Raw genomic sequence first — 21,540 nt, 5'->3', positions numbered from 1 at the left:
CGTGGTGCGCGTGGTTGGCGTTATTGCGCTTGCGCCGGCATCGGCTGCGGCGCCATGGCCGCGGGCGGCGCGGCCTGCGGCAGTCCGACAGGCGACACGACGACCGGCGTGGGCGAAGTCACTGTGGGAAGCACCGGCGACGCGCTCACGCTGATGGGCGCGCGCACCGGCAGTTGCAGGGTGAACGCCGCCGGCCCGTCGACCTGCGCGCCCAGCGTTGCCGAACGCAGGCCCACGGACTGCAGCACGTAGTTGTCGCCCACCTTCGAGCCGACGCGGAACGGGCGCGGCGGCTTGCCGTCGATGGCAATGAGCGCCGCCCCCTGCTTCGACGGGTCCGCGACCACGCCCGACAACGCGAAGCGGCTCGCCGCTTCCGGCGCTACCGGCGCCGTGCTCGACGCGGGCAGCACGCCCAGCAGGCGGGCCACCGCATCGGAATCAGCCGCCACCGAAGGGCGCGGCATCGATGCCGCTGCGGCCACCGCGTCGGCGGGCGAAGCCAGCCGGAGTACCCAGAACACCGCGGCACCGGCGGCCAGCGCCCAAACTCCCGTGGTTGCAAGTGGGGCATGCCAGCGGGCGGCGGAGTAAGGACTTGTCATGGCCGCGGATTATCATGCAGCGCGCTTTCCGAATCATGTCGTCCAACCTATGAACAAATTCCTTCGTGCCGCCACCCGCACCGCCCAACGCGGCTTCACGCTGATCGAGCTGATGGTGGTGCTGGTCATCATCGGTGTGCTGGCCGCACTGATCGTGCCGAACGTGATCGAGCGCGCCGACGACGCCCGCGTGACTGCCGCACGCACCGACATCAACAATCTCATGCAGGCGCTCAAGCTCTACCGCCTGGACAACCAGCGCTACCCCACCGCCGAGCAGGGCCTGCAGGCGCTGCTCACGCGCCCGACCACCGGCCCGGCCGCGCCCAACTGGAAGCCCTACGTGGAGAAGCTGCCCAACGACCCGTGGGGCCACCCCTACCAGTACATGAACCCGGGCATCAAGGGCGAGGTCGATGTGCTTTCGTTCGGCGCCGACGGCCAGAGCGGCGGCGAAGGCAAGAATGCCGACATCGGCAGCTGGCAGTAGCGGCATTGGCGCGCGGCGCCGCAACCAGCCTCCGCGCTGCTCATCCTCCGGCTTCACGCTGCTGGAGCTGATCGTCGTGATCGCGATCATCGCGATCGCCACCGCCGCCGTGAGCTTCGCGATGCGCGACACCAACGCAGCCAAGCTCGACCGCGAAGCCGACCGGCTCGCCGCCCTGCTCGAATCGGCCCGCGCGCAGTCGAGGGCCAGCGGTGTCGCTGTGCGCTGGCGCCCCGTGGAAGGCAGCTTCGTGTTCGACGGCCTGCCGCCCGACGCACTGCCCAGCGGCTGGGCCGCCGAAGGCATCACGGCCCAGCCCGCGCTTGCCAACGGCACGCCGGTGCCCGTGTTGCAGCTCGGTCCCGACCCGATCATTCCGGCGCAGCAGGTGACGCTCTTCTCCGCCGGCCCACCCGCACGCACGCTGCGCATCGCCACCGACGGGCTGCGCCCGTTCACCGTCTTTGCGGACGCACCATGACCAGCAGCAGGCCCGCCAGATCTGTCTCGCGCAAGGCGCGCATCAGCGGCTTCACGCTGATCGAAGTGCTGATCGCGCTGGGCATCGTCGCGATTGCGCTGGCCGCCGGCTCGCAGGCCACGATGTCGCTCACGCGCAACGCGCAGCGCCAGTCCGACCTGGTGCTGGCCGACCTGTGCGCCGAGAACGAACTCGCCAAGGCCCGCCTCGCACGGCAGATGCCGGCCGTGGGCGACTCGGGCTCCATCTGCGCACAGGCCGGCCTGTCGTTCAACGTGACGACGACGACCACGCCCACGCTCAACCCGAATTTCCGCCGCGTCGACGTGCAGGTGCGCGACGAGGCCAATGCGCCGATCCTGCGCATCTCCACCGTTGTCGGGCGCTACTGATGCACGACGCCCGCCAGGCCCGTCCGGGCACAACTTCACGCGGCTTCACGCTGATCGAGCTGCTGGTGGCCATCGCGGTGATGGCGCTGCTTTCGCTCGTGAGCTGGCGCGGGCTCGACAGCATGTCGCGCGCCACCACCCAGAACAAGCAGCGCGCCGACGCGGTCCTGACCCTGCAGGCCACGCTCGCGCAGTGGGGCGCCGACCTCGACGCCATGACCACGCTGGCGCAGACCCGCCCGATCGACTGGGACGGCCGCGTGCTGCGGCTCACCCGGCGCGGCGGCGACACCACGTCGCCTTCGGTGCTGGTGGTGGCCTGGGCGCTGCGGGCCGGCCCCGACGGCACGCGCTGGCGGCGCTGGCAGTCACTGCCCTTCACCACGCGCGGCGAATGGCAGCAGGCCTGGAACCTTGCGGCCGCGTGGTCGCAGGACGGCGGCACGCAGACCGGCGGCGCCTCCGACACCGCGCTGGTGCCCGTCAACAGTTGGCAACTCTTCTATTTCCGCGACAACAGCTGGGTGCCCGCCAGCCAGCTGGCCAGCGTCGCGCCCAACCCAAACAACCCGGCGGGCCCCGTCATCGCGATGCCCGACGGCGTGCGCCTCGTGCTGAGCCTGCCGCCGGGCGACGGCCTCTCGGGCACGCTCACGCGCGACTGGGTCCGCCCGACCGTGGGATCGCCCAGATCATGAGCACGACGACCCGCCGCAACCAGTCGGGCGCCGCGCTGCTGGCGGCGATGCTGACCGTCATGCTGGTCGCGACCTTCGCGGCCGCCGCGCTGTGGCAGCAGTGGCGCGCTTCGGAGGTCGAAGGCGCCGAGCGCGCGCGCGTGCAGGCGGCATGGGTGCTGATCGGCGCGCTCGACTGGTCGCGCCTGATCCTGTCCGAGGACGGGCGCGCCGGCGGCCCCGACCACCTGGGCGAGCCGTGGGCCGTGCCGCTCGAGGAAGCCCGGCTCACCAGCTTCCTGTCGGCCGAGAAGAACGTGGCCAGCGACAACCTCGAGGGCCTGCCCGACGCGTTCCTGTCGGGCCGCATCGTCGACGCGCAGTCCAAGCTCAACATGCTGTCGCTGGTCGACGGCGGCAAGCCGGTGCCGGCCAGCGTCGCCACCTTCACCCGCCTGTTCAACCTGCTGGGCCTGCCGCTGTCGGAGCTCAACCGCATGACGGCGGGGCTCGCGGGTGCGCTGGCCAGCGACAGCGGTGCCGACGGCAGCGGCGCGCCGCTGATGCCGCAGGAAGTCTCGCAACTGGTGTGGCTCGGCCTCTCGCCTTCCACCGCCGCGGCACTGGAACCCTACGTGACGATCCTGCCGGTGCGCACCACGCTGAACATCAACACGGCGAGCGCCGAGGCCATCAGCGCGAGCATGGAGTCGCTCAGCATCGCCGATGCGCGCCAGCTCGTCGAGCGGCGCACGCGCGCCTTCTTCAAGGACTTGGCCGCCGCCAATGCCGCGCTGCCCAGCGGCGGCGCTCCATTCAATGCCGCGCAGCATGGCGTGGGCACGCAGTTCTTCGAGGTCTACGGCAAGCTGAGGATCGACCGCACCTGGGTCGAGGAGCACTCGCTCCTACAACGCAACGGTGTCACGGTGACGACGGTCTGGCGCACGCGCGGCGCCGGCGCAACGAACTCTCCGGTCAAACCCTGATTTCACGCGCATTTTTGTTAACAAAAGGTCCTCCAACGCCCGTCACCTCAACAAGTTACGCTATCGAAATCAGAGCGCCAGCCTGTAAGACGCCCACCTACAATCACCGGCTTTTCCAACATCGACATGACTCCCCTGCTGCTCATTGCCCCCCTCCCTCCGGCCGATGCCGCGAGCGAGTACGACTGGGCCCAGGCAGGCGACGACGGCATTGCATTGCGCAACCAAGGCCGCGCGCTGCTGGCGCTCCTGCCATCGAGCACTGAAGTCATGCTCGGCATTCCCTCCGCGGCGCTGTCGTGGCACCGCGTCACCCTGCCCAAGGGCAGCACCGGCAGCGCCTCGAAACTGCGCGCCGTGCTGGACGGCCTGCTCGAAGAACACCTGCTCGACGAACCCGAAGCCCTGCACTTCGCGCTCGAACCCGACGCCAAGGCCGGCGCGCCCGTGTGGGTCGCGGCCTGCAACCGCATCTGGCTGCGCAGCATCGTGCAGGGGCTCGAAGCGGCCGGGCGGCGCGTGGTGCGCATCGTCCCGGAGTTCGCACCGCAGCCGGCCGACGGCCCGCCGCTGCTGCAGATCACGGGCGAACCCGAATCACCGCAGCTCACGGTGTGCGACGCCGACGGCGTGGTCTCGCTGCCGCTGGCCGGCGCGGGGATGGCCCTGTCGGACGGCCTGCCGCTGGACACCGCGGTCATCACCACCGAGCCCGCCGTGGCCGAGGCCGCCGAGCACCTGCTGGAGCGCCGCGTGCCGATCGTGCAGACGCCGCAGCGCTGGCTGCAGGCCGCGCGCACGCCGTGGGAACTCGCGCAGTTCGACCTTGCCGCGACCGGCCGCGCGCGCGCCGGCAAGAAGTTCGCGTCGGTGCTGCAGACGCTGCGCTACGCCCCCGAATGGCGCGCCGCGCGCTGGGGCGTGGTCGTGCTGCTGCTGACGCAGCTGATCGGCCTGAACGCCTGGGCCTGGAAGGAGCGCAACGCGCTCGATGCCAAGCGCCAGGCCGCCAGGGCCATGCTGACCCAGACCTTCCCCTCGGTGAAGATCGTGGCCGACGCCCCGCTGCAGATGCAGCGCGAAGTGGCGGCGCTGCAGCAGGCCGTGGGCGACGTGGTCGGCAGCGACTTCGAACCCATGGTCGGCGCCCTCGCCACCAACCTCCCGCCCGGCAAGACCCCGACCGCCGTCGACTACAGCGCCGGCCAGTTGCGCCTGCGCGGGCTCGGCCTGCAGCCCTCCGAGGTCTCGCAGATCACCAACGCACTCACGCCGCGCGGCTACAACGTGCGCACCGAAGGCGACCTGCTGCTGGTCCAGGCCGAGTCCACCCGATGAACTTCAGCGAACAGCTCAAGGCCCGCTGGGCCACTCTTGAAACGCGCGAGCGGCGCATGGTCGCGGTCGCCGTCACGCTCGTGGCGCTGGCGCTGCTCTGGTGGATCGCGCTGGCGCCCGCCCTGCGCACGCTGGCCGCGGCACCGGCCGAACACGCACGGCTCGACGCCCAGCTGCAGCAGATGGCCACGCTGCAGAACCGTGCGAAGGCGCTGCAGTCGCAGCCGCGGCTGAACCGCGACGACGCGATGCGCGCCCTCGAAACATCCGTGCGCGAAGGCCTGGGCAACGGCAACGCCCAGCTCATGACGACCGGCGGCGACGGCGCCGCCACCGTCACGATGCGGTCGGTGCCCGCAAACACCGTCGCCCAGTGGCTCGCGCAGGCACGCGGCAACGCGCATGCCGTGCCGCGCGAGGCGCACCTGACCCGCGCCCCCGTGGCCTCCACGCCCACGCCCTCAGCCGGCAACAAGGACGCTTCGTCCGCGCCGCAGGTCCGCTGGGACGGCACCGTCGTCATGGCGCTGCCCGCAGCACGATGAGCCATCCCGCATGGTGACCCGGCCTCCCTCCTCCGGTCCCGCGCCGCGCCGTGGCTGGCGCTGGGCGCTGCTCGGCATCGCGATCGGCGTGGTGCTGACGGTGCTGATGTTCGCGCCGGCGCGCTGGCTGTCGGCGGCGCTGTCGGGCTGGAGCCAGGGCCGGCTGGTGCTGGCCAACCCGCGCGGCACGGTCTGGAACGGCACGGCCGCCGTGGTGTTCGCCAGCGGTGCCGGCGGCGCCGAGGCGGTGTCGCTGCCCGGCCTGCTGCACTGGCGCATGCGTCCGGGCTGGGGCGGCATCTCCGCCAGCCTCGACCTGCCCTGCTGCGCGGCCCAGCCGCTGCAGCTGCGCGCCAGCCCGCGCGCCGGCGGCGTGCAGCTCGAATGGCAGGACAGCCGCTCGCGCTGGCCCGCCAGCATGCTCACCGGCCTGGGCGCGCCCTGGAACACGCTCAAGCTCGACGGCGCGCTCGACCTCACCACCAAGGCCTTCGCGATGCAATGGGACGGCCCCGCGCTGCGCATCGCGGGCCAGGCCACGCTCGACGCCACCGACGTTTCCTCCAGCCTGTCGACCTTGCGTCCGATGGGCAGCTACCGGCTCACGCTCGAAGGCGGCAACCGCCCCACGCTGCTGCTCAGCACGCGCGAAGGCAGCCTCGAACTGAACGGCAGCGGCAGCTGGAACGGCACCACCTTCCGCTTCAACGGCGAAGCCAATGCCGCGCCCGGCCGCGAAGACGCACTTTCCAATTTGTTGAACATCATCGGACGGCGCGACAACGCGCGTTCGATCATCACCCTGGGTTGATCCTCATGATGAAGCCACTGTTTTCGACCGGCACCGTCGCGCTCGCGGTGCGCGTGCTGATCGCCGCCACGTTCCTTCAGGCCGCGCCCGCGGCCTTCGCGCAGGCCGGCGACGCGCCGCGCCGCGGCGAGCCGATCACGCTCAACTTCGCCAATGCCGACATCGAGGCCGTGGCCCGCACCATGGCCGTGGTCACGGGCCGCGACGTGGTGGTCGATCCGCGCGTCAAGGGCACCATGAACCTCGTCACCGACCGCGCCATCCAGCCGGCGGCTGCGTTCAACCAGTTCGCCTCGGCGCTGCGCCTGCAGGGCTTCGCGGTGGTGGAGGCCGACGGCCTCTACAAGGTGGTGCCCGAGGCCGACGCCAAGCTGCAGAGCAGCGCCGTCAACACCTCCATCGGCGCCGTCTCGTCCAGCGGCAGCAACCAGATCGTCACGCAGATCTTCCGGCTCAACTACGAGTCGCCGAACAGCCTGCTGCCGGTGCTGCGCCCGCTGATCCCGCCGAACAACACCATCAACGTGAATCCGGGCAACAACTCGCTCGTGATCACCGACTACGCCGACAACATGCGCCGGCTGGCCCGCATCATCGCGTCGCTCGACGTGCCCAACGCGTCCGACGTCGAGGTCATCCAGCTCAAGCACTCGGTCGCCACCGACATGGTGCCGCTGCTCACGCGGCTGGTCGACGGCAGCGGCTCGGGCGCACCGGGCGCGGCCGCCGCCCCGGGTGCCGCCGATGCATCGTTCCGCACCACGCTGCTGGCCGATCCGCGCAGCAATGCGCTGATCCTTCGCGCAGCCAACCCGGCGCGCGTGCAGCTGGTGCGCACGTTGGTCGAGAAGCTCGACCGGCCCGCCGCCGAAAGCAGCAACGGCGCGGCCGGCAACATCTACGTGGTGTATCTGAAGAACGCCGATGCGGTGCGCCTCGCGGCCACGCTGCGCGCGGCCATGGCCGCCAACCAGCAGTCCGGCACCCCGGGGCAGCCCGGCGCGGCGGGCGGCAGCTCGGTGCCGCAGCAGAGCGCCCCGCAGGCCATGCAGGTCAACCTGAACAGCGGCGGCGGCCAGAACGGCAGCTCGCCCGCCGCCAGCGCACCGCTCAACAACGCGAACCAGCCCTCGACCGGCGGCCAGATCCAGGCCGATCCGTCGACCAATTCGCTCATCATCACCGCGCCCGAGCCGCAGTACCGCCAGATGCGCGCCGTGATCGACCGGCTCGACGGCCGCCGCGCGCAGGTCATGATCGAGGCGCTGATCGTCGAAGTGGGCGACACCGCCGCCGCGAAGTTCGGCGTGCAGTGGCAGAGCGCGCTGGGCAACAACGCCGTGCTCGGCACCAACTCGTCGGTGGCGGGCGCCAACCTGCTGACGCTGACGCAGGCGCTGGCCACCAAGAACCCGGCCAACCTCAACCTGACCTCGGGGCTGAACCTGGGCATCGCCGGCAAGATCGGCGGCCAGTACATCCTGGGCGCGATTGCCAGCTTCTTCGACAGCGACAAGGACTCCAACGTGCTGTCCAAGCCCAACCTGCTGACGCTGGACAACGAAGAGGCCAAGATCGTGATCGGCCAGAACGTGCCCTTCGTCACCGGCCAGTACGCGAGCACCTCGGGCTCCGTGGGCGTCAACCCCTTCACCACCGTCGAGCGCAAGGACGTCGGCCTGACGCTGCGCGTGCGCCCGACCATCAACGAGAACGGCACGGTGAAGCTGACGATCTTCCAGGAGACCTCCACGGTCGACCCGAACACCGTCAACAACCCGAACGGCCCCACCACCAGCAAGCGTTCCATCGAATCGAGCGTGCTGGTGGAAGACGGCGGCCTCGTCATGCTCGGCGGCCTGCTGTCGGACACCTACAACAACACGGTCGAGAAGGTGCCGGTGGCCGGCGACATTCCCGTGCTCGGCAACCTGTTCAAGAGCCAGGCCCGCACGCGCGAGAAGCTCAACCTCATGATGTTCCTGCGCCCGGCGGTGATGCGCGATGCCGTTTCCACCGAGGCCTTCGCCTACGACCGCTACGACGAGATCCGCGGCATGCAGCAGCGCTCGCAGCCCGACACCTCCAACGTGATGCTGCGCGGCGTCGACGGCGCGAACGTGCTGCCCGAGCTGGCCCCGCCGGCGCGCGCGGCGGAGCCGCCCCGGCGCGTCGAGTCGCGCATCGAAGGCACCCAGCTCATTCCGCCGCCGCGCCCGGCTGCGGACACCCGCCGGCTGGCCCCGAGCCCGCTGCGCGGCACGCTGCCGCCCACGGCCGACCCCGCCACGGCGCGCGAACTGCCCTGATGCCTCTACCATTCCCCGTCGCCAAGCCAAGAACGCACACGCCCCGCTGATCCCGCCCATGCGCTATCCCCTGCCCTACGCGTTCGCACGCAGCCAGCAACTCCTGCTCGAGGAGACCGACGACGGCAGCTACACGCTGTGGATGTCGAGCCATCCAGCGCGCAGCGCGGTGGGCGAGGTCTCGCGCAAGTACGGCGTGCGGACCTTCGAGGTGCTGGCCGACGGCCCGCTGGCGCAGCGCATCAGCGCGGCCTATGCGCAGGGCGAGTCGAGCGCGGCCGCGGTGGTGAGCGAGGTGCAGAACGAGGCCGACCTCTCCCGCATGATGCAGGAGCTGCCCGCGGTCGAAGACCTGCTGGCCAGCGCCGGCGACGCGCCCATCATCCGCATGCTGAACGCGCTGCTCACGCAGGCCGCGCGCGACGGCGCCAGCGACATCCACATCGAGCCCTACGAGCGCACGTCGTCCGTGCGCTTTCGCATCGACGGCACGCTGCGCGAGGTGGTGCAGCCCAACCGCGCGCTGCACGCCGCGCTGATCTCGCGCCTGAAGATCATGGCCGACCTCGACATCTCCGAGAAGCGGCTGCCGCAGGACGGGCGCATCAGCTTGCGCATCGGCACGCGCGCGGTCGACGTGCGGGTGTCGACGCTGCCCAGCGCCCACGGCGAACGCGCCGTGCTGCGCCTGCTGGACAAGAGCGAATCGAAGCTCACGCTCGAGTCGGTCGGCATGCAGGGCGACACGCTGGAACGCTTCGAGAAGCTCATCGCGCAGCCGCACGGCATCATCCTGGTGACCGGGCCCACGGGCTCGGGCAAGACCACCACGCTGTACGCCGCGCTGGCCCGGCTGGACGCGAGCCGCAGCAACATCATGACGGTGGAAGACCCCATCGAATACGAGCTGCCGGGCGTGGGCCAGACGCAGATCAACGCCAAGATCGAACTCACCTTCGCCAAGGCCCTGCGCGCCATCCTGCGGCAGGACCCCGACGTGATCATGATCGGCGAAATCCGCGACTTCGAGACCGCGCAGATCGCCATCCAGGCCTCGCTCACGGGCCACCTGGTGCTGGCCACGCTGCACACGAATGATTCCGTCAGCGCTGTCACGCGCCTGACCGACATGGGCGTGGAGCCCTTCCTGCTGAGTTCGTCGCTGCTGGGCGTGCTCGCGCAGCGCCTTGTTCGCAAGGTGTGCACGGCATGCGCCGGCGCCGGCTGCGAGGTCTGCGGCCAGACCGGCTACCAGGGCCGCACCGGCATCTTCGAGCTGCTGGTGGCGGACGAGACAGTGCAAGGGCTGATCCACGGCAAGGCCGCCGAAAGCGAACTGCTGCAGGCCGGCGCGCGCGGCGGACTGCGCCTGATGCGCGAAGACGGCGAGCGGCTGGTGCAGGCCGGCATCACATCGCGCGCCGAACTGCTGCGCGTCACGCGCGACTGACCAGCGCCCCGGCCGCCCCATGCCCGCCTATTCCTTCGAAGCCATCGATGCCAGCGGCCAGTCGCGCGAAGGCGTGCTGGAAGCCGACACCGCCCGCAGCGCGCGCAGCCTGCTGCGGGCGCAGGCGCTCATTCCGCTGTCGGTCAAGCCGGTCGGCAGCGACCACGTCAACGGCACCGGCCAGCGCAGCGGCATGTCGCGCTGGCTCGGCGGCGGCAAGCGGGTCTTCAACTCCACAGGCCTCGCCGTGTGGACGCGCCAGCTCGCGGGCCTCGTGTCGTCCGGCCTGCCGCTGGAACGCGCGCTCACCGCGCTCACCGACGAAGCCGAATCGGAGCCGCAGCGCAACCTCGTCGCCTCGCTGCGCGCGGAAGTCAACGCGGGCTCGCCGTTCGCGCGGGCGCTGTCGGCGCATTCGCGCGAGTTCTCGCCCATCTACACGGCGGTGATCGGCGCCGGCGAGCAGAGCGGCAACCTCGGCCTGGTGCTCGACCGCCTGGCCGACGACCTCGAGGAGCGCCAGGCGCTGCAGCAGAAGCTGATCGGCGCGGCGCTTTATCCGGCCATCGTCACGCTGGTGGCGATCGTGATCGTGATCTTCCTCGTGAGCTACGTGGTGCCGCAGGTGGCGCAGGTGTTCGCGGGCACCAAGCGCTCGCTGCCGTTCCTCACTACGGTGATGCTGTCGCTGAGCGCGGGCGTGCGCAACTACGGCTGGTGGATGCTCGGTGCCGTCGTTATTGGTGCCGTCGGCATGCGGATGGCGCTGGCGCAGGAAGCCTTCCGCCTCAAGTTCGACGCGGCCTGGCTCAGGCTGCCGCTGGTGGGCAAGCTCGCGCGCGGCTACAACGCGGCGCGCTTCGCGAGCACGCTGGCCATGCTCGCCACGGCCGGCGTGCCCATTCTTCGCGCGCTGCAGGCCGCCTCCGAAACGCTGGGCAACCGCGCGATGCGCGCCGACGCGCTCGACGCGCTGGTGCTGGTGCGCGAAGGCGCGCCGCTGGCCTCGGCGCTCGCGCAGAAAAAGCGCTTTCCGGGCCTCGTGTCGATGTTCGCGCGCCTGGGCGAGCAGACCGGCACCCTGCCGCTGATGCTGCAGCGCGCGGCCAACCAGCTCGGCGCAGAAGTGCAGCGCCGCGCGATGCACCTGGCCACCATCCTCGAGCCGCTCCTGATCGTGGCGATGGGCGGCGTGGTGATGCTGATCGTGCTGGCCGTGATGCTCCCCATCATCCAGCTGAACCAGTTCGTCAAGTGACGGCCACCGCCAGGCAGGACGCAACATGCCCGTAACCCTCGAAGACAAGCTCGTGGTCGCGATCTCCTCGCGCGCCCTGTTCAACCTCGAAGAAGAAAACACGATCTTCGAGTCGGGGGACAACGAGGGCTACATGAAGCTGCAGCTCGACCGCATCGACGTGCCGGCCGCGCCCGGCATCGCGTATTCGCTGATCCGCAAGCTGCTGCGCTTCAACGACGACGGCGTGCAGCGCGTGGAGGTGGTGATCCTCTCGCGCAACGACCCGGTGTCGGGCATGCGCATCTTCAGGTCGAGCGCTGCCGCCGACATCAAGCTGCAGCGCGGCGTGTTCACGCAGGGCCGCCCGCCCTTCGGCTACCTGCGCCCGCTGCGGGCCCACCTGTTCCTGTCGGTCAACGCGCAGGACGTGCGCGAGGCGCTCAATGCCGGCTTTCCGGCCGCGCGCGTGCTGGTCGAATCGGTGAAAGCCAGCGACGCCTGGCCGAACGAAGTGCGCATTGCCTTCGACGGCGATGCCGTGCTGTTCTCCGACGAGGCCGAGCGCGTGTTCCAGGCCGAGGGCCTCGACGCCTTCCAGGCGCACGAACTCAGCAAGGCCGACCTGCCGCTGCCCGAAGGCCCGTTCAAGCCGCTGCTGATGGCGCTGCACAGGCTGCAGATGGCCGGCAATGCGCAGATGCGCATCCGCACCGCACTGGTCACCGCACGCAGCGCGCCGGCGCACGAGCGCGCCATCCGCACGCTGATGAAGTGGAACATCCGCGTCGACGAGGCCATGTTCCTCGGCGGCCTGCCCAAGGGCGAGTTCCTGCGCGAGTTCGAGCCCGACTTCTTCTTCGACGACCAGACGGGGCACGTCGATGCGGCCTCGCGGCATGTGCCGGCCGGGCATGTGAGCAGCGGCATCAGCAACGAGCCCTGAACCGAGCGCCCGGCCTCGTGCTTGCCCCCGCTGCTGACCGGGGCAAGAATGCCGGCATGCTGATCCTCCGACACGCCGACATCCTGGTCACCATGGACGCCGCACGGCACGAAATCGCCGACGGCGCCGTGGTGTGCGACGGCCCCGCCATAACCTGGACGGGTCCCACCGCCGACTTGCCCATCGCGTATCACGAGGCCCTGCGCGACGGCCGCGCCGAGGCCATCGACATGCGCGGCCACGTGGTGATGCCGGGCCTGGTCAACACGCACCACCACATGTACCAGAGCCTCACGCGCGCCGTGCCTGAGGCGCAGGACGCCGAGCTGTTCGGCTGGCTCACCAACCTGTACCTGCTGTGGGCGCGCATCACGCCCGAGATGATCCGCGTGTCGACGCAGACCGCGATGGCCGAGCTGATGCTCTCTGGCTGCACCACCACCAGCGACCATCTCTACCTGTTCCCCAACGGCTCGCGGCTCGACGATTCGATCGAGGCGGCCGACGCCATGGGCATGCGCTTCCACGCGGCGCGCGGCAGCATGAGCGTGGGCCGCAGCGCGGGCGGCCTTCCGCCCGACGAGGTGGTCGAGACCGAGGAAGCCATCCTGCGCGACAGCGAACGCCTCATCGGCCGCTGGCACGACACCTCGCGCCATTCGATGCGCCGCATCGTGCTGGCGCCCTGCTCGCCGTTCTCGGTGTCGCGCGAACTGATGCGCCTGTCGGCAGAGCTGGCACGCGAGCGCGGCGTGTCGCTGCACACGCACCTGGCCGAGAACGACAACGACGTGGCCTATTCGCGCGAGAAGTTCGGCATGACGCCGGCCGAGTACGCCGAAGACCTGGGCTGGGTCGGCCGAGACGTGTGGCATGCGCACTGCGTGAAGCTGGACGAGGCAGGCATCGCGCTGTTCGGCCGCACCGGCACCGGCGTGGCGCACTGCCCCTGCTCCAACATGCGGCTGGCTTCGGGCATCGCGCCCATCGGCGCCATGCGGCGCGCGGGCGTGCCCGTGGGCCTGGGCGTGGACGGCAGCGCGTCGAACGACGGCGCGCACATGCTGGGCGAGGCGCGCCAGGCGATGCTGCTGCAGCGCGTGGGTTACGGCCCGGCGGCGATGACGGCGCGCGAGGCGCTGGAGATCGCCACGCTCGGCGGCGCGCAGGTGCTGGGCCGCGACGACATCGGCGCGCTCGCGCCCGGCATGTCGGCGGACATCGTGGCCTTCGACATGCGCGGCGTCGCCCACGCGGGCGCCGGGCACGACCCGGTGGCGGCGCTGGTGTTCTGCACGCCGGCATCGGTGTCGCTGAGCGTGATCGGCGGCGCTGTGCGCATCCGCGGCGGCGAGTTCACCGGGCTCGAACTGGCACCTCTGCTGGCAAGGCACCGCGACCTCGCGCGCACGCTGTACGGGGCCGCGCGGCACCCGCACACCGCCTGAGCCGTGCGGTGTTCAGCGCCGCATCGTGTCGAGCTGCGTGACGGGGGCGCTGTCGTTGCCCCATGAACCACGGATGTAGGTGAGCACCGCCGCCACTTCGGCGGCATCGAGCGTCTGGCCGAACGGCGGCATGCCGTAGGGGCGCGGGTTGCCCGCCGTGGTGGGCAGGAAGCCGCCGTGCGCGATGACCTGCATCAGGTTGGTCGGCCGCGCCATGTTGACGGCGCGGTTGCCCGCAAGCGGCGGGTAGGCGCCGATGGCACCCTGGCCCTGGTCGCCGTGGCAGTAGGCGCAACGCTGGTCGTAGATCTTCGCGCCGCGCGCCATCGTGCCGGCATCGCGGCGGATGGGCGCCTTGGGGCCTGCGGACGCGGCCGGCGTGGCGGCCGTGTCGGGGAGGTCTTTCAGGTAACTGGCCATTGCGCCCAGGTCTGCATCGCTGAGGTACTGCGTGCTGCGGAACACCACGTCGGCCATCGGGCCCATGACCGAGCCGCGCGGCGCGACGCCGGTCTTGAGCAGCGCGACGACGTCGGCGCTCGGCCAGTCGGCCACGCCGGCCTCGTGCGGATCGGTGAGCGACGGGGCGTACCAGTTTTCCACAGCGATCAGCCCGCCCGACAGGCCACGCTTGGTTTCGGTGGCGCCCAGCGAATTGCGGCTGCCGTGGCAGGCGATGCAATGGCCCAGCCCGTCGACCATGTAGGCGCCGCGGTTCCACTCGGCCGGCTTACCCGCATTGGCGACGAAGGGCTCGGGCTTGAACGAGAGCGCACGCCACACCGCCAGCGCCGCTTGCGTGTCGTATGGAAAGCGCAGCCGGTGCTCGCGGTTCTGCTCCGACGCCGGCGCCAGGCTGCGCAGGTAGGCGTAGATGGCGTCCGAATCCTCGCGCGTCACCTTGGTGAAGTTCGGATACGGAAATGCCGGGTACAGCAGGCGCCCGTCCTTGCTGCGCCCGTTGTGCATCGCGCGCCAGAAATGCGCACTGCTCCAGCTGCCGATGCCGGTCTGCGCATCGGGCGTCAGGTTGCTCGAATAGATGGTGCCGAAAGGCGTCTCGATGGGCAGGCCGCCCGCATAGGGCCGGCCGCCGCGCGTGGTGTGGCAGCCCGCGCAATTGCCGGCCAATGCGAGGTAGCGGCCGCGCTCGACCAGCTGCGGCGTGGCGTTGAAGCTCTCGGCCTGCGCGGGCAGCGCGTCCTCGCCGCGCAGGTTCATCGCCACCAGGACGCCGGAGACCAGTGCCAGCAGCACGATCAGCGCCAGCACCACCCAGACGGTGCGCCGCAGCAGGCTCATGGGTGCTTCTTTCGTCACTTCGCGGTACCGCCGCAGGCGATCGGCATCGGCGCCGGCAGCGACGCAACGGCCTTGGTATTGGCCGGCATCGGCTGCGTCGCCAGCCAGCTCGCCACCGCATTGACGTCCGAGGTCCACATGCGGCGGCCGACTTCGGCCATGCAGTCGGGCGCGATGGCATGCCGCTCGTTCGTGAGCCAGGCGCCGAGCTGCGACGCCACATAGAGCCGTGGCAGCCCCAGCAGGCCCGGGGTGACGGGCTGCACGCCGGTCAGGGCCGCGCCGTGGCACTGCACGCAGGCCGGCAGCCGGCGCTCGGCGTCGCCTTGCAGCGCGAGCACGCGGCCGCGCTCCAGCACTTCGGGCTTGGCGTCGCTGAGCGGCGAGATCGGCGGATAGGGCAAATCGAGCCCGGCAAAGTACTCGGCGATCTCGCGCAGGTAGGCGTCGGACATGTGCTGCACCATGTACGCCATGTCGCTGTTGGAGCGCCGCCCGTCGCGGAAGCTCACGAGCTGGTTGAAGAGGTAGCCGGCCGGCTTGCCCGCCAGGCGCGGAAAGTAGCCGGCATTGGTGGTCGCGCCTTCGCGGCCGTGGCAAGCGATGCATGCGGCCACGCGCTGCTCGATGGTGTCGGGCACGGCGGCGGGCGTCGCGGCACCTGCAGTGCCGGCCAGGCCGGACACCACGAGCAGCAGCGCGGTCGCGGCGAATCGGAGGCCGGCCTTCATGCGCCGGCTGCGTAGTGCGCCAGGGCCAGCAGCCCGGCGATCAACAGCAGCACCAGGACCAGCGCCACGCCGATGAGCGGCAGGATGCCGACCTGAGCGGTCCGCTTGTCGGCATCGGCACGGCGGCCGCCCAGCCCGATGAAACTCCAGAGAACGGCGCGCACCGCGCCCAGCAGATTCGACATGAGGACTAGTGTGGCCCCGCCGGGCCAAAAAGAACAGATGCAGATTCGCCTCAATTGACCGGTGCAGATGAAGTGCTGCCCCGCAACGGCATGCGCTCAGCGAGCGGGCAATGCAAACACTCGGCAGCCTGATCGCCGAAGCGTCCTGAACAGCAGGAAGGACGCGATGCTCACGTTCACCAGGTTCCAGCCGATGCCGTTCAGGAAGGCCGCGTGGTAGCTGCCCGTGAGGTCGAACACCTTGCCCGACATCCAGCCGCCCAGCGCCATGCCGAACAGCGTGAACATCAGCACCGTGCCCACGCGGGCGCCCGCCTCCGCCGGCGGAAAGTGCTCGCGCACGATGATCGCGTACGAAGGCACGATGCCGCCCTGAAACAGCCCGAACAGCGCGGAGATCACATAGAGCGGCACCAGCCCGTCGAAAGGCAGGAACAGCAGCAGCGCCACGCACTGCAGCACGCCGCCCAGCAGCAGCGTGCGCAGCCCGCCGATACGGTCGCAGATGGCGCCCGACACCAGCCGGCTCACGATGCCGAAGCCCAGCATCAGCGACAGCATCATCGCGCCCTGCGCCGGCCCGTAGCCGAGGTCTCCGCAGTAGGCCACGATGTGCACCTGCGGCATCGCCATCGCAACGCAGCAGGCCACGCCGGCCACGCACAGCAGGCCCTGCGCCGTGCCCATGCTCAGGCCGAAGGGCCGTGCCGGGTCTCGCGGGAGTGCCGTTCTCGATGCATTGACCTCGGCAGGCGCCTGCGCAAGCGCCGGCGGCCGCGCACGGAAGCACAAGGCCAGCAGCGCCATCGTGATGCCGCAGAAGACGCCCATGCCGATGTAGGTCTGGCGCCAGCCCACCAGTTCGACGAAGTGCTGCGCGATCGGCGGCCACACCGCGCCCGCCAGGTAGTTGCCGCTCGCGCACACCGCGACCGCGATGCCGCGCCGCTTGACGAACCACAGCGAGGTGTCTGCCACCAGCGGCGCGAAGGCCACCGAACTGCCGAGCAGCCCCACCAGCAGCGCCTGCGCGACGGTGAACGACACGATGCCGCCCGACATGCCGGTGGCGATGTACCCCGCGCCCAGGAACACCGAGCCGAACAGCAGCGGCCACATCACACCGATGCGGTCGGCCAGCTTGCCCATCAGCACGCCACCGAGGCCGAAGCCCAGCATCAGCAATGTGTAGGGAAGCGAAGCATCGGCGCGGGCGATGCCGAATTCGGCCTGCACCGCGGGCAGCATGACCGACACCACGTACATGCCGCTGCTGCCGACCGTCATGATCAGCAGCGTGAGTCCCAGGCGCAGCATGGCGTAGCGCGAATCCGCCTGGTGGGCGGTTGTCTCTCGGGTCGTCGTCATTGTTCTTCTCCGCGCCGGGAAGGGCCAGCGCATGTCGCGTGGCATTCTCGCGGAAGACAGCCGCAGGCGTGGTGCTGCACGGCAATGGCTGAAGCGCGCGGCGGCCGCGCCGAAGGCGCCGCAACCGCCTGCCTGCGGGGATCAGCCTTCGGCCAGCACGGGCACCGCGACACTCACGGAAGCCTTCGGCACCGGCACACCGGGCTTCGGCTTGTCGTCGCAGGCGCCCACGAGCAGGCCCAGACAGAACAGAAGAACAAAGGATGTGCTTCGCATGCAGCCATGCTATGCCTGCCTCGCGGCGCGTCAAGTCGGACGCCGCCGCGTGCCGGGGCCGCGCGGCTTCGATCAGGCCGTGGGGCGCTCGCCGCGCTGCAGCCGCTGCTCGATGTACTCGAGCACCTTCGGCAGGTCGGCCACGCTGTCGATCACGTAGTGCGCACCGGCGGCCTCGAGTTCGGCGGTGGCGCGCGTGCGGCGCTCCTGCTGCTGCGCTTCGTCGAGCGCCTGCCACTCGGCCAGCGTGAGACCGTTGGCGTTGCCGCTGATGGCCACGCCCACGGCCCAGGTGCCCGCGTTCAGCCCTTCCTGCAGGCCGACGCCGGTGTCGTCCACCTTCACCACCGTGTGCGGCGGCCACACGCCGAGGTCGGCGAAGCAGCGGTACATCATGAGCGGCGACGGGCGGCCTTCGGCGAGGTCGCCACCGCACACGAGGTTGTCGGGCGAATAGCCGCCGGCCGCGGCGATGGGCACGACGACTTCCATGATCGGTCGGTTGTAGCCGGTGGTGGAGCCGATCTTCAGGCCGCGCTGGCGTGCCACGTTCACCGCTTCGACCGCGCCCGGAATGAAGGTGGCGTGGTCGCGCGCGCTGGCTGCGTTCATCGGCGTGAAGATTTCGTAGAGCCTGTCGACGTCGGCATCGCTGAAGGCGTGGCCTTGCCTGGCTTCCCACTGGGCGGCGATGCGCGGCAGCGTGCCGAGCGCCTTGATGTGGTCCCACTTGGCCACGCCCATCGGGCCGCGCGCCTCGGCGATGGTGATGTCCACGCCGAACTGTTCGAACAGCTTCACGAAGGCGCCCATGGGCGCGCAGGAGCCGAAGTCGAGGATGGTGCCGGCCCAATCGAAGACGACGGCCTGGAGCTGGGAATGGTTGTGGGCGTTCATGGCTGCAAGGACAGGAAGAATGGGAACGGGGGCAAGCGCGGCGGGCGCCTCACCATTTCTCGAAGACGTCGTGCGCAATGCCGAAGCCGGTGCTGGCGCCGCTGCCGCTGGTGACGATCACCACGCGCGTGGCGTCGTCGGGCGCGTCGATCACGCAGGGCGTGGTCTTCGACGAGGGGTACACGCCGGTCCAGCGCTCGGTGACCCGCGCGTTCTCGAGGTTGAGCGTGCTGCGCAGATGGCGCAGGATGAGCTGGTCGACCTCTTCCATCGCGAAGGGCTCGGGCGCGTCGCCATAGTGATGCGAGTCGCCCACCACCAGGGAGCCGTCGGCGCTCTGCACCACGATCAGGTGGATGCCGTGTTCCAGCGAAGCGGCCTCCTCCTGCTGCAGGCGGGCGCGCAGCGCGGCGGCTTCGGGCAGCGTGCTGTAGCCCTCGTAGCGCACCAGGCTCAGGTCCGTCATCACCGAGCCCGGCAGCTGGAAGCCTGCCTCGGGCTTCACGCGCAGCATCTGCAGGCGGCACAGCGTGAGTTCGTGCGCGGCCATGCGATCGGCAAAGAGGCCGTGAAGATCGGTGTTGGTGCAGACAGCCACGCGCTCGGCATGCAGCGTGCCGCGCGAGGTGCGCACGCGCGGCGTCTGCACCTCGAGCACCGCCTCGCCGAAGCGGAACGTCACGCCGTGCGCTTCGGCCAGCCAGCGGGCGAGCAGGCCGATGGCGGTGCGCGATTCCACGCGCAACTCATGCGGGCTGAACAGCACCGAGCATGCGTCCGACAGGTTCAGCGCCGGTGCCTTGGCTTGCGCATCGGCGGCGTCGAGCAGCTCGCAGGCTTCGCCCATCGGCGTGCGCATGAAGGCTTCGAGCACGTCGTGCGCCTCGGGCCGGCAGGCCGCGAGCCAGAGGGTGCGGTGCACGATGTCGATGCCCGCACAGGGCGCGATGCGCTGCCACACGTCGCGTGCGTGCATGGCGCGGCGCCAGGTGTCGCCGGGCGCCTGCCCGGTGATGGTGATGAAGCCGAAGTTGCGGATCGAGGCGCCGATACAGGCCGCGTCGCGCTCCACCACGCAGACCTTGAGGCCGCGCTGCACCGCGGTGTAGGCATGGGCCAGGCCGACGATGCCGGCGCCGACCACGACGAGGTCGAAATGATCGGGATGATGGGCTTGGGTACCGGGCATTACCGGTGCCTCCAGTTCTGGGTGCGCTCGAGCGCCCAGTGCCCCGCCAGCGCGAACACTCCGCGGCCGACGGCAGCCGTGAGCATGATCAGCGAGGCCATGGCCGCGGCGGGCGCAACGTCGCCGGCATCGTCCATGTTGAGCACGGCAATGGCGGCCAGCGAGGTCTGCGGCGAATAGAGGAACACGACGGCCGACACGGTCGTCATCGCGTTGACGAAGAAATAGCCGCCCACGTTGAGCACGGTGGGCAGCGCCACCGGCAGGTGCACGCGCCACAGCGTGCGCCAGAACGGCACGCCCATCGACTCGGACACCAGCTCGTACTCGCGGTCGAGCTGGCGCAGCGCGGTGAGCGAGGTGAGGTGCGCCACCGAGAAGAAGTGCGCCACGGTGCACACCACCAGGATGGTCATGCTGCCGTAGATGGCGCGCAGCGGGTTCGACGGCGAGATGAAGAAGAAGATGTAGCCCACGCCCAGCACCAGCCCGGGCACCGCCAGCGGCAGGTTGGCCAGCAGGTTGAGCAGTTCGCGCAGCAGGCCGAAGTGGCGCGGCTTCTCGACCAGGTAGGCCGAGACGAAGGTGATGAACGCGCCCGCAACGGCGGCGCACACGGCCAGCCGCAGCGAATTGAAGTAGCTGCCCCAGCCGCCGCCGTCCATGTTGCTGAAGTCGTAGTTCTTGAACGAAGGCGCCAGGTTGTAGGGCCAGTAGGTGGCCAGCGACGCGAACACCGCCATGCCGATCATCACGAGAATGCCGCAGGCCGTGAGCACGCAGAAGGCCAGCAGCGCACGGTCGCGCGCCTTCACCGGCTCGGGCTGGTAGGGCGTGGCACGCGCCGACAGCGCCGCCGCCTGCTTGCCGCGCACATGCCGCTCCACCAGGAACGACAGCACCGCCGGAATCAGCAGCACCAGGCCCACCACCGCGCCCATCTGGAAGTTCTGCTGCCCGACCACCTGCTTGTAGATGTCGGTCGCGAGCACGCCTGTCTGGCCGCCCACCACCTTGGGCACGCCGAAGTCGGTGATGACCAGCACGAACACCACCATCGCGGCCACGATCAGGCCATAGCGCGAGGACGGCAGCGTCACCGTGCGGAAGATGCGCCAGCGCGAGGCGCCCAGCGTCTGCGCGGCCTCGTAGAGCCGTCCGTCGGAGGTGGCCATGGCCGTGGTGAGGATCAGCAGCGCATGCGGCAGCGTCCAGAACACCGAGCCCAGCACGATGCCCAGCGGCCCATAGATCGACACGTCGCCCATCAGCCCCTTGAACAGGCCCTGGTTGCCGAACAGGTAGACCAGGCTGATGGCCGGCAGCAGAGACGGCGCCAGCAGCGGCACCAGCGCCACCGCCCGCAGCAGGCCCTTGGCCGGCATGCACGACAGCGTGAGGCCGTAGGCGTAGACGTAGGCGATGGCGGTGCAGATCACGGCGCTCAGGGACGCGAGCCCCAGGCTGTTGAACGCCGACTGCACCAGCGCCGGGTTGTCGAGATAGCGCGCGAAGTTGGCCAGGCCGACGAAGGCCCCCGCGCGGTCGAAGAAGCTCTGGCCGACCAGCGCGCCGACCGGCAACGCGACGATCACGACCAGCAGCAGCACGACCAGCAGAACGGCCGCGCCGGTGATCCAGCGTTCGCGATCGAACGCGCTTGCGTGCTTTGCCATGGGGGGCACCATGGCGATGGTGTCTGGGGAACTGTTCATGTCGGGTCGCGACGCTGTTGTTCGGGGCGCGCTGCTCGTTCGCGGCCGATCAACGGCTGCGCTGTCCAACGATCACGACGATGGGGTGCCTTGCGCAGCGAAATAAAGGAGGAGGCCGCAGGCCGGGGGACATTCGCGGAGCAAGGTACCCCGTCGGCG

22 protein-coding genes are annotated in these 21,540 nt (G+C 70.2%); 13 read left to right on the top strand and 9 right to left on the bottom strand.

The genetic code is table 11. The features are described from left to right. Positions 1 to 20: 20 nt before the first annotated feature. Positions 21 to 605 carry a type II secretion system protein N gene (locus AC1RVW_RS12150; protein ID WP_493200127.1) on the bottom strand — a complete coding sequence of 195 codons (585 nt, stop codon included), beginning with the start codon at positions 603 to 605 and terminating at the stop codon, positions 21 to 23. Positions 606 to 654: 49 nt separating this feature from the next. Here AC1RVW_RS12150 and gspG point away from each other — a divergent pair, with 49 nt between their 5' ends. The 13 genes from gspG to AC1RVW_RS12085 all read left to right on the top strand — a co-directional run bounded on the left by gspG (position 655) and on the right by AC1RVW_RS12085 (position 13,718). Then, the gene (gene gspG / locus AC1RVW_RS12145; protein WP_081268515.1) at positions 655 to 1,095 is read left to right on the top strand and encodes a type II secretion system major pseudopilin GspG; all 441 of its coding nucleotides are present in this window, start codon (positions 655 to 657) and stop codon (positions 1,093 to 1,095) included. Next, positions 1,070 to 1,576, top strand: coding sequence for a GspH/FimT family pseudopilin (locus tag AC1RVW_RS12140; protein WP_081268516.1), 507 nt, complete (start codon positions 1,070 to 1,072; stop codon positions 1,574 to 1,576). Before gspG ends, AC1RVW_RS12140 begins: the two co-directional genes overlap by 26 nt. Then, positions 1,573 to 1,968 carry a type II secretion system minor pseudopilin GspI gene (gene gspI / locus AC1RVW_RS12135; protein ID WP_493200124.1) on the top strand — a complete coding sequence of 132 codons (396 nt, stop codon included), beginning with the start codon at positions 1,573 to 1,575 and terminating at the stop codon, positions 1,966 to 1,968. Before AC1RVW_RS12140 ends, gspI begins: the two co-directional genes overlap by 4 nt. After that, a complete protein-coding gene (locus tag AC1RVW_RS12130; RefSeq protein ID WP_106935600.1) occupies positions 1,968 to 2,666 on the top strand; it encodes a PulJ/GspJ family protein in 699 nt (232 codons plus the stop codon). Before gspI ends, AC1RVW_RS12130 begins: the two co-directional genes overlap by 1 nt. Beyond that, on the top strand, positions 2,663 to 3,634 hold the full coding sequence (gspK, locus tag AC1RVW_RS12125; RefSeq protein WP_493200122.1) for a type II secretion system minor pseudopilin GspK: 972 nt from the start codon (positions 2,663 to 2,665) through the stop codon (positions 3,632 to 3,634). Before AC1RVW_RS12130 ends, gspK begins: the two co-directional genes overlap by 4 nt. Positions 3,635 to 3,760: 126 nt before the next feature. Next, the gene (gene gspL, locus AC1RVW_RS12120) at positions 3,761 to 4,972 is read left to right on the top strand and encodes a type II secretion system protein GspL (RefSeq protein ID WP_493200120.1); all 1,212 of its coding nucleotides are present in this window, start codon (positions 3,761 to 3,763) and stop codon (positions 4,970 to 4,972) included. Continuing rightward, positions 4,969 to 5,517: a type II secretion system protein M gene (locus tag AC1RVW_RS12115; RefSeq protein WP_493200118.1), complete on the top strand. Its 549-nt coding sequence runs from the start codon at positions 4,969 to 4,971 to the stop codon at positions 5,515 to 5,517. Before gspL ends, AC1RVW_RS12115 begins: the two co-directional genes overlap by 4 nt. A gap of 10 nt (positions 5,518 to 5,527) precedes the next feature. Then, on the top strand, positions 5,528 to 6,328 hold the full coding sequence (gene gspN / locus AC1RVW_RS12110) for a type II secretion system protein N (protein ID WP_493200117.1): 801 nt from the start codon (positions 5,528 to 5,530) through the stop codon (positions 6,326 to 6,328). Between the two features lie 5 nt (positions 6,329 to 6,333). Continuing rightward, positions 6,334 to 8,637 carry a type II secretion system secretin GspD gene (gene gspD, locus AC1RVW_RS12105; protein ID WP_285414924.1) on the top strand — a complete coding sequence of 768 codons (2,304 nt, stop codon included), beginning with the start codon at positions 6,334 to 6,336 and terminating at the stop codon, positions 8,635 to 8,637. Positions 8,638 to 8,695: 58 nt separating this feature from the next. Beyond that, the gene (locus AC1RVW_RS12100; RefSeq protein WP_081268524.1) at positions 8,696 to 10,087 is read left to right on the top strand and encodes a GspE/PulE family protein; all 1,392 of its coding nucleotides are present in this window, start codon (positions 8,696 to 8,698) and stop codon (positions 10,085 to 10,087) included. A gap of 19 nt (positions 10,088 to 10,106) precedes the next feature. After that, positions 10,107 to 11,345, top strand: coding sequence for a type II secretion system inner membrane protein GspF (gene gspF / locus AC1RVW_RS12095; RefSeq protein ID WP_409194963.1), 1,239 nt, complete (start codon positions 10,107 to 10,109; stop codon positions 11,343 to 11,345). A gap of 25 nt (positions 11,346 to 11,370) precedes the next feature. Next, on the top strand, positions 11,371 to 12,270 hold the full coding sequence (locus tag AC1RVW_RS12090) for a 5'-nucleotidase (RefSeq protein ID WP_081268526.1): 900 nt from the start codon (positions 11,371 to 11,373) through the stop codon (positions 12,268 to 12,270). Positions 12,271 to 12,326: 56 nt separating this feature from the next. Further along, positions 12,327 to 13,718: an 8-oxoguanine deaminase gene (locus AC1RVW_RS12085; protein ID WP_493200114.1), complete on the top strand. Its 1,392-nt coding sequence runs from the start codon at positions 12,327 to 12,329 to the stop codon at positions 13,716 to 13,718. A gap of 12 nt (positions 13,719 to 13,730) precedes the next feature. Here AC1RVW_RS12085 and AC1RVW_RS12080 read toward each other — a convergent pair whose 3' ends face one another. The 8 genes from AC1RVW_RS12080 to AC1RVW_RS12045 all read right to left on the bottom strand — a co-directional run bounded on the left by AC1RVW_RS12080 (position 13,731) and on the right by AC1RVW_RS12045 (position 21,342). Beyond that, positions 13,731 to 15,020 (bottom strand): c-type cytochrome, encoded by a 1,290-nt coding sequence (locus AC1RVW_RS12080; RefSeq protein ID WP_493200112.1) that lies wholly within the window; start codon positions 15,018 to 15,020, stop codon positions 13,731 to 13,733. Positions 15,021 to 15,034: 14 nt separating this feature from the next. Beyond that, entirely contained in the window at positions 15,035 to 15,751 is a 717-nt protein-coding gene (locus tag AC1RVW_RS12075; RefSeq protein WP_493200110.1) for a c-type cytochrome, read from the bottom strand. Continuing rightward, positions 15,748 to 15,936, bottom strand: a complete 189-nt coding sequence (locus AC1RVW_RS12070) for a DUF2970 domain-containing protein (RefSeq protein WP_081268529.1) — start codon at positions 15,934 to 15,936, stop codon at positions 15,748 to 15,750. Before AC1RVW_RS12070 ends, AC1RVW_RS12075 begins: the two co-directional genes overlap by 4 nt. A 96-nt stretch (positions 15,937 to 16,032) precedes the next feature. After that, positions 16,033 to 17,304 carry an MFS transporter gene (locus AC1RVW_RS12065; RefSeq protein WP_081268530.1) on the bottom strand — a complete coding sequence of 424 codons (1,272 nt, stop codon included), beginning with the start codon at positions 17,302 to 17,304 and terminating at the stop codon, positions 16,033 to 16,035. A 141-nt stretch (positions 17,305 to 17,445) separates the two neighbouring features. Beyond that, positions 17,446 to 17,580: a hypothetical protein gene (locus AC1RVW_RS12060; protein ID WP_267898692.1), complete on the bottom strand. Its 135-nt coding sequence runs from the start codon at positions 17,578 to 17,580 to the stop codon at positions 17,446 to 17,448. Between the two features lie 72 nt (positions 17,581 to 17,652). Next, the gene (gene phnX / locus AC1RVW_RS12055) at positions 17,653 to 18,477 is read right to left on the bottom strand and encodes a phosphonoacetaldehyde hydrolase (protein WP_493200107.1); all 825 of its coding nucleotides are present in this window, start codon (positions 18,475 to 18,477) and stop codon (positions 17,653 to 17,655) included. Positions 18,478 to 18,526: 49 nt separating this feature from the next. Next, a complete protein-coding gene (locus AC1RVW_RS12050) occupies positions 18,527 to 19,666 on the bottom strand; it encodes a TIGR03364 family FAD-dependent oxidoreductase (RefSeq protein ID WP_493200105.1) in 1,140 nt (379 codons plus the stop codon). After that, positions 19,666 to 21,342 (bottom strand): putative 2-aminoethylphosphonate ABC transporter permease subunit, encoded by a 1,677-nt coding sequence (locus tag AC1RVW_RS12045; protein ID WP_493200103.1) that lies wholly within the window; start codon positions 21,340 to 21,342, stop codon positions 19,666 to 19,668. Before AC1RVW_RS12045 ends, AC1RVW_RS12050 begins: the two co-directional genes overlap by 1 nt. Between the last annotated feature and the right edge of the window lie 198 nt (positions 21,343 to 21,540).

Source organism: Variovorax sp. MPBD4-3, from assembly GCF_058809745.1.
Note: the sequence above shows the minus strand (reverse complement) of the source record. Positions and strands in the feature narration are given on the sequence as shown.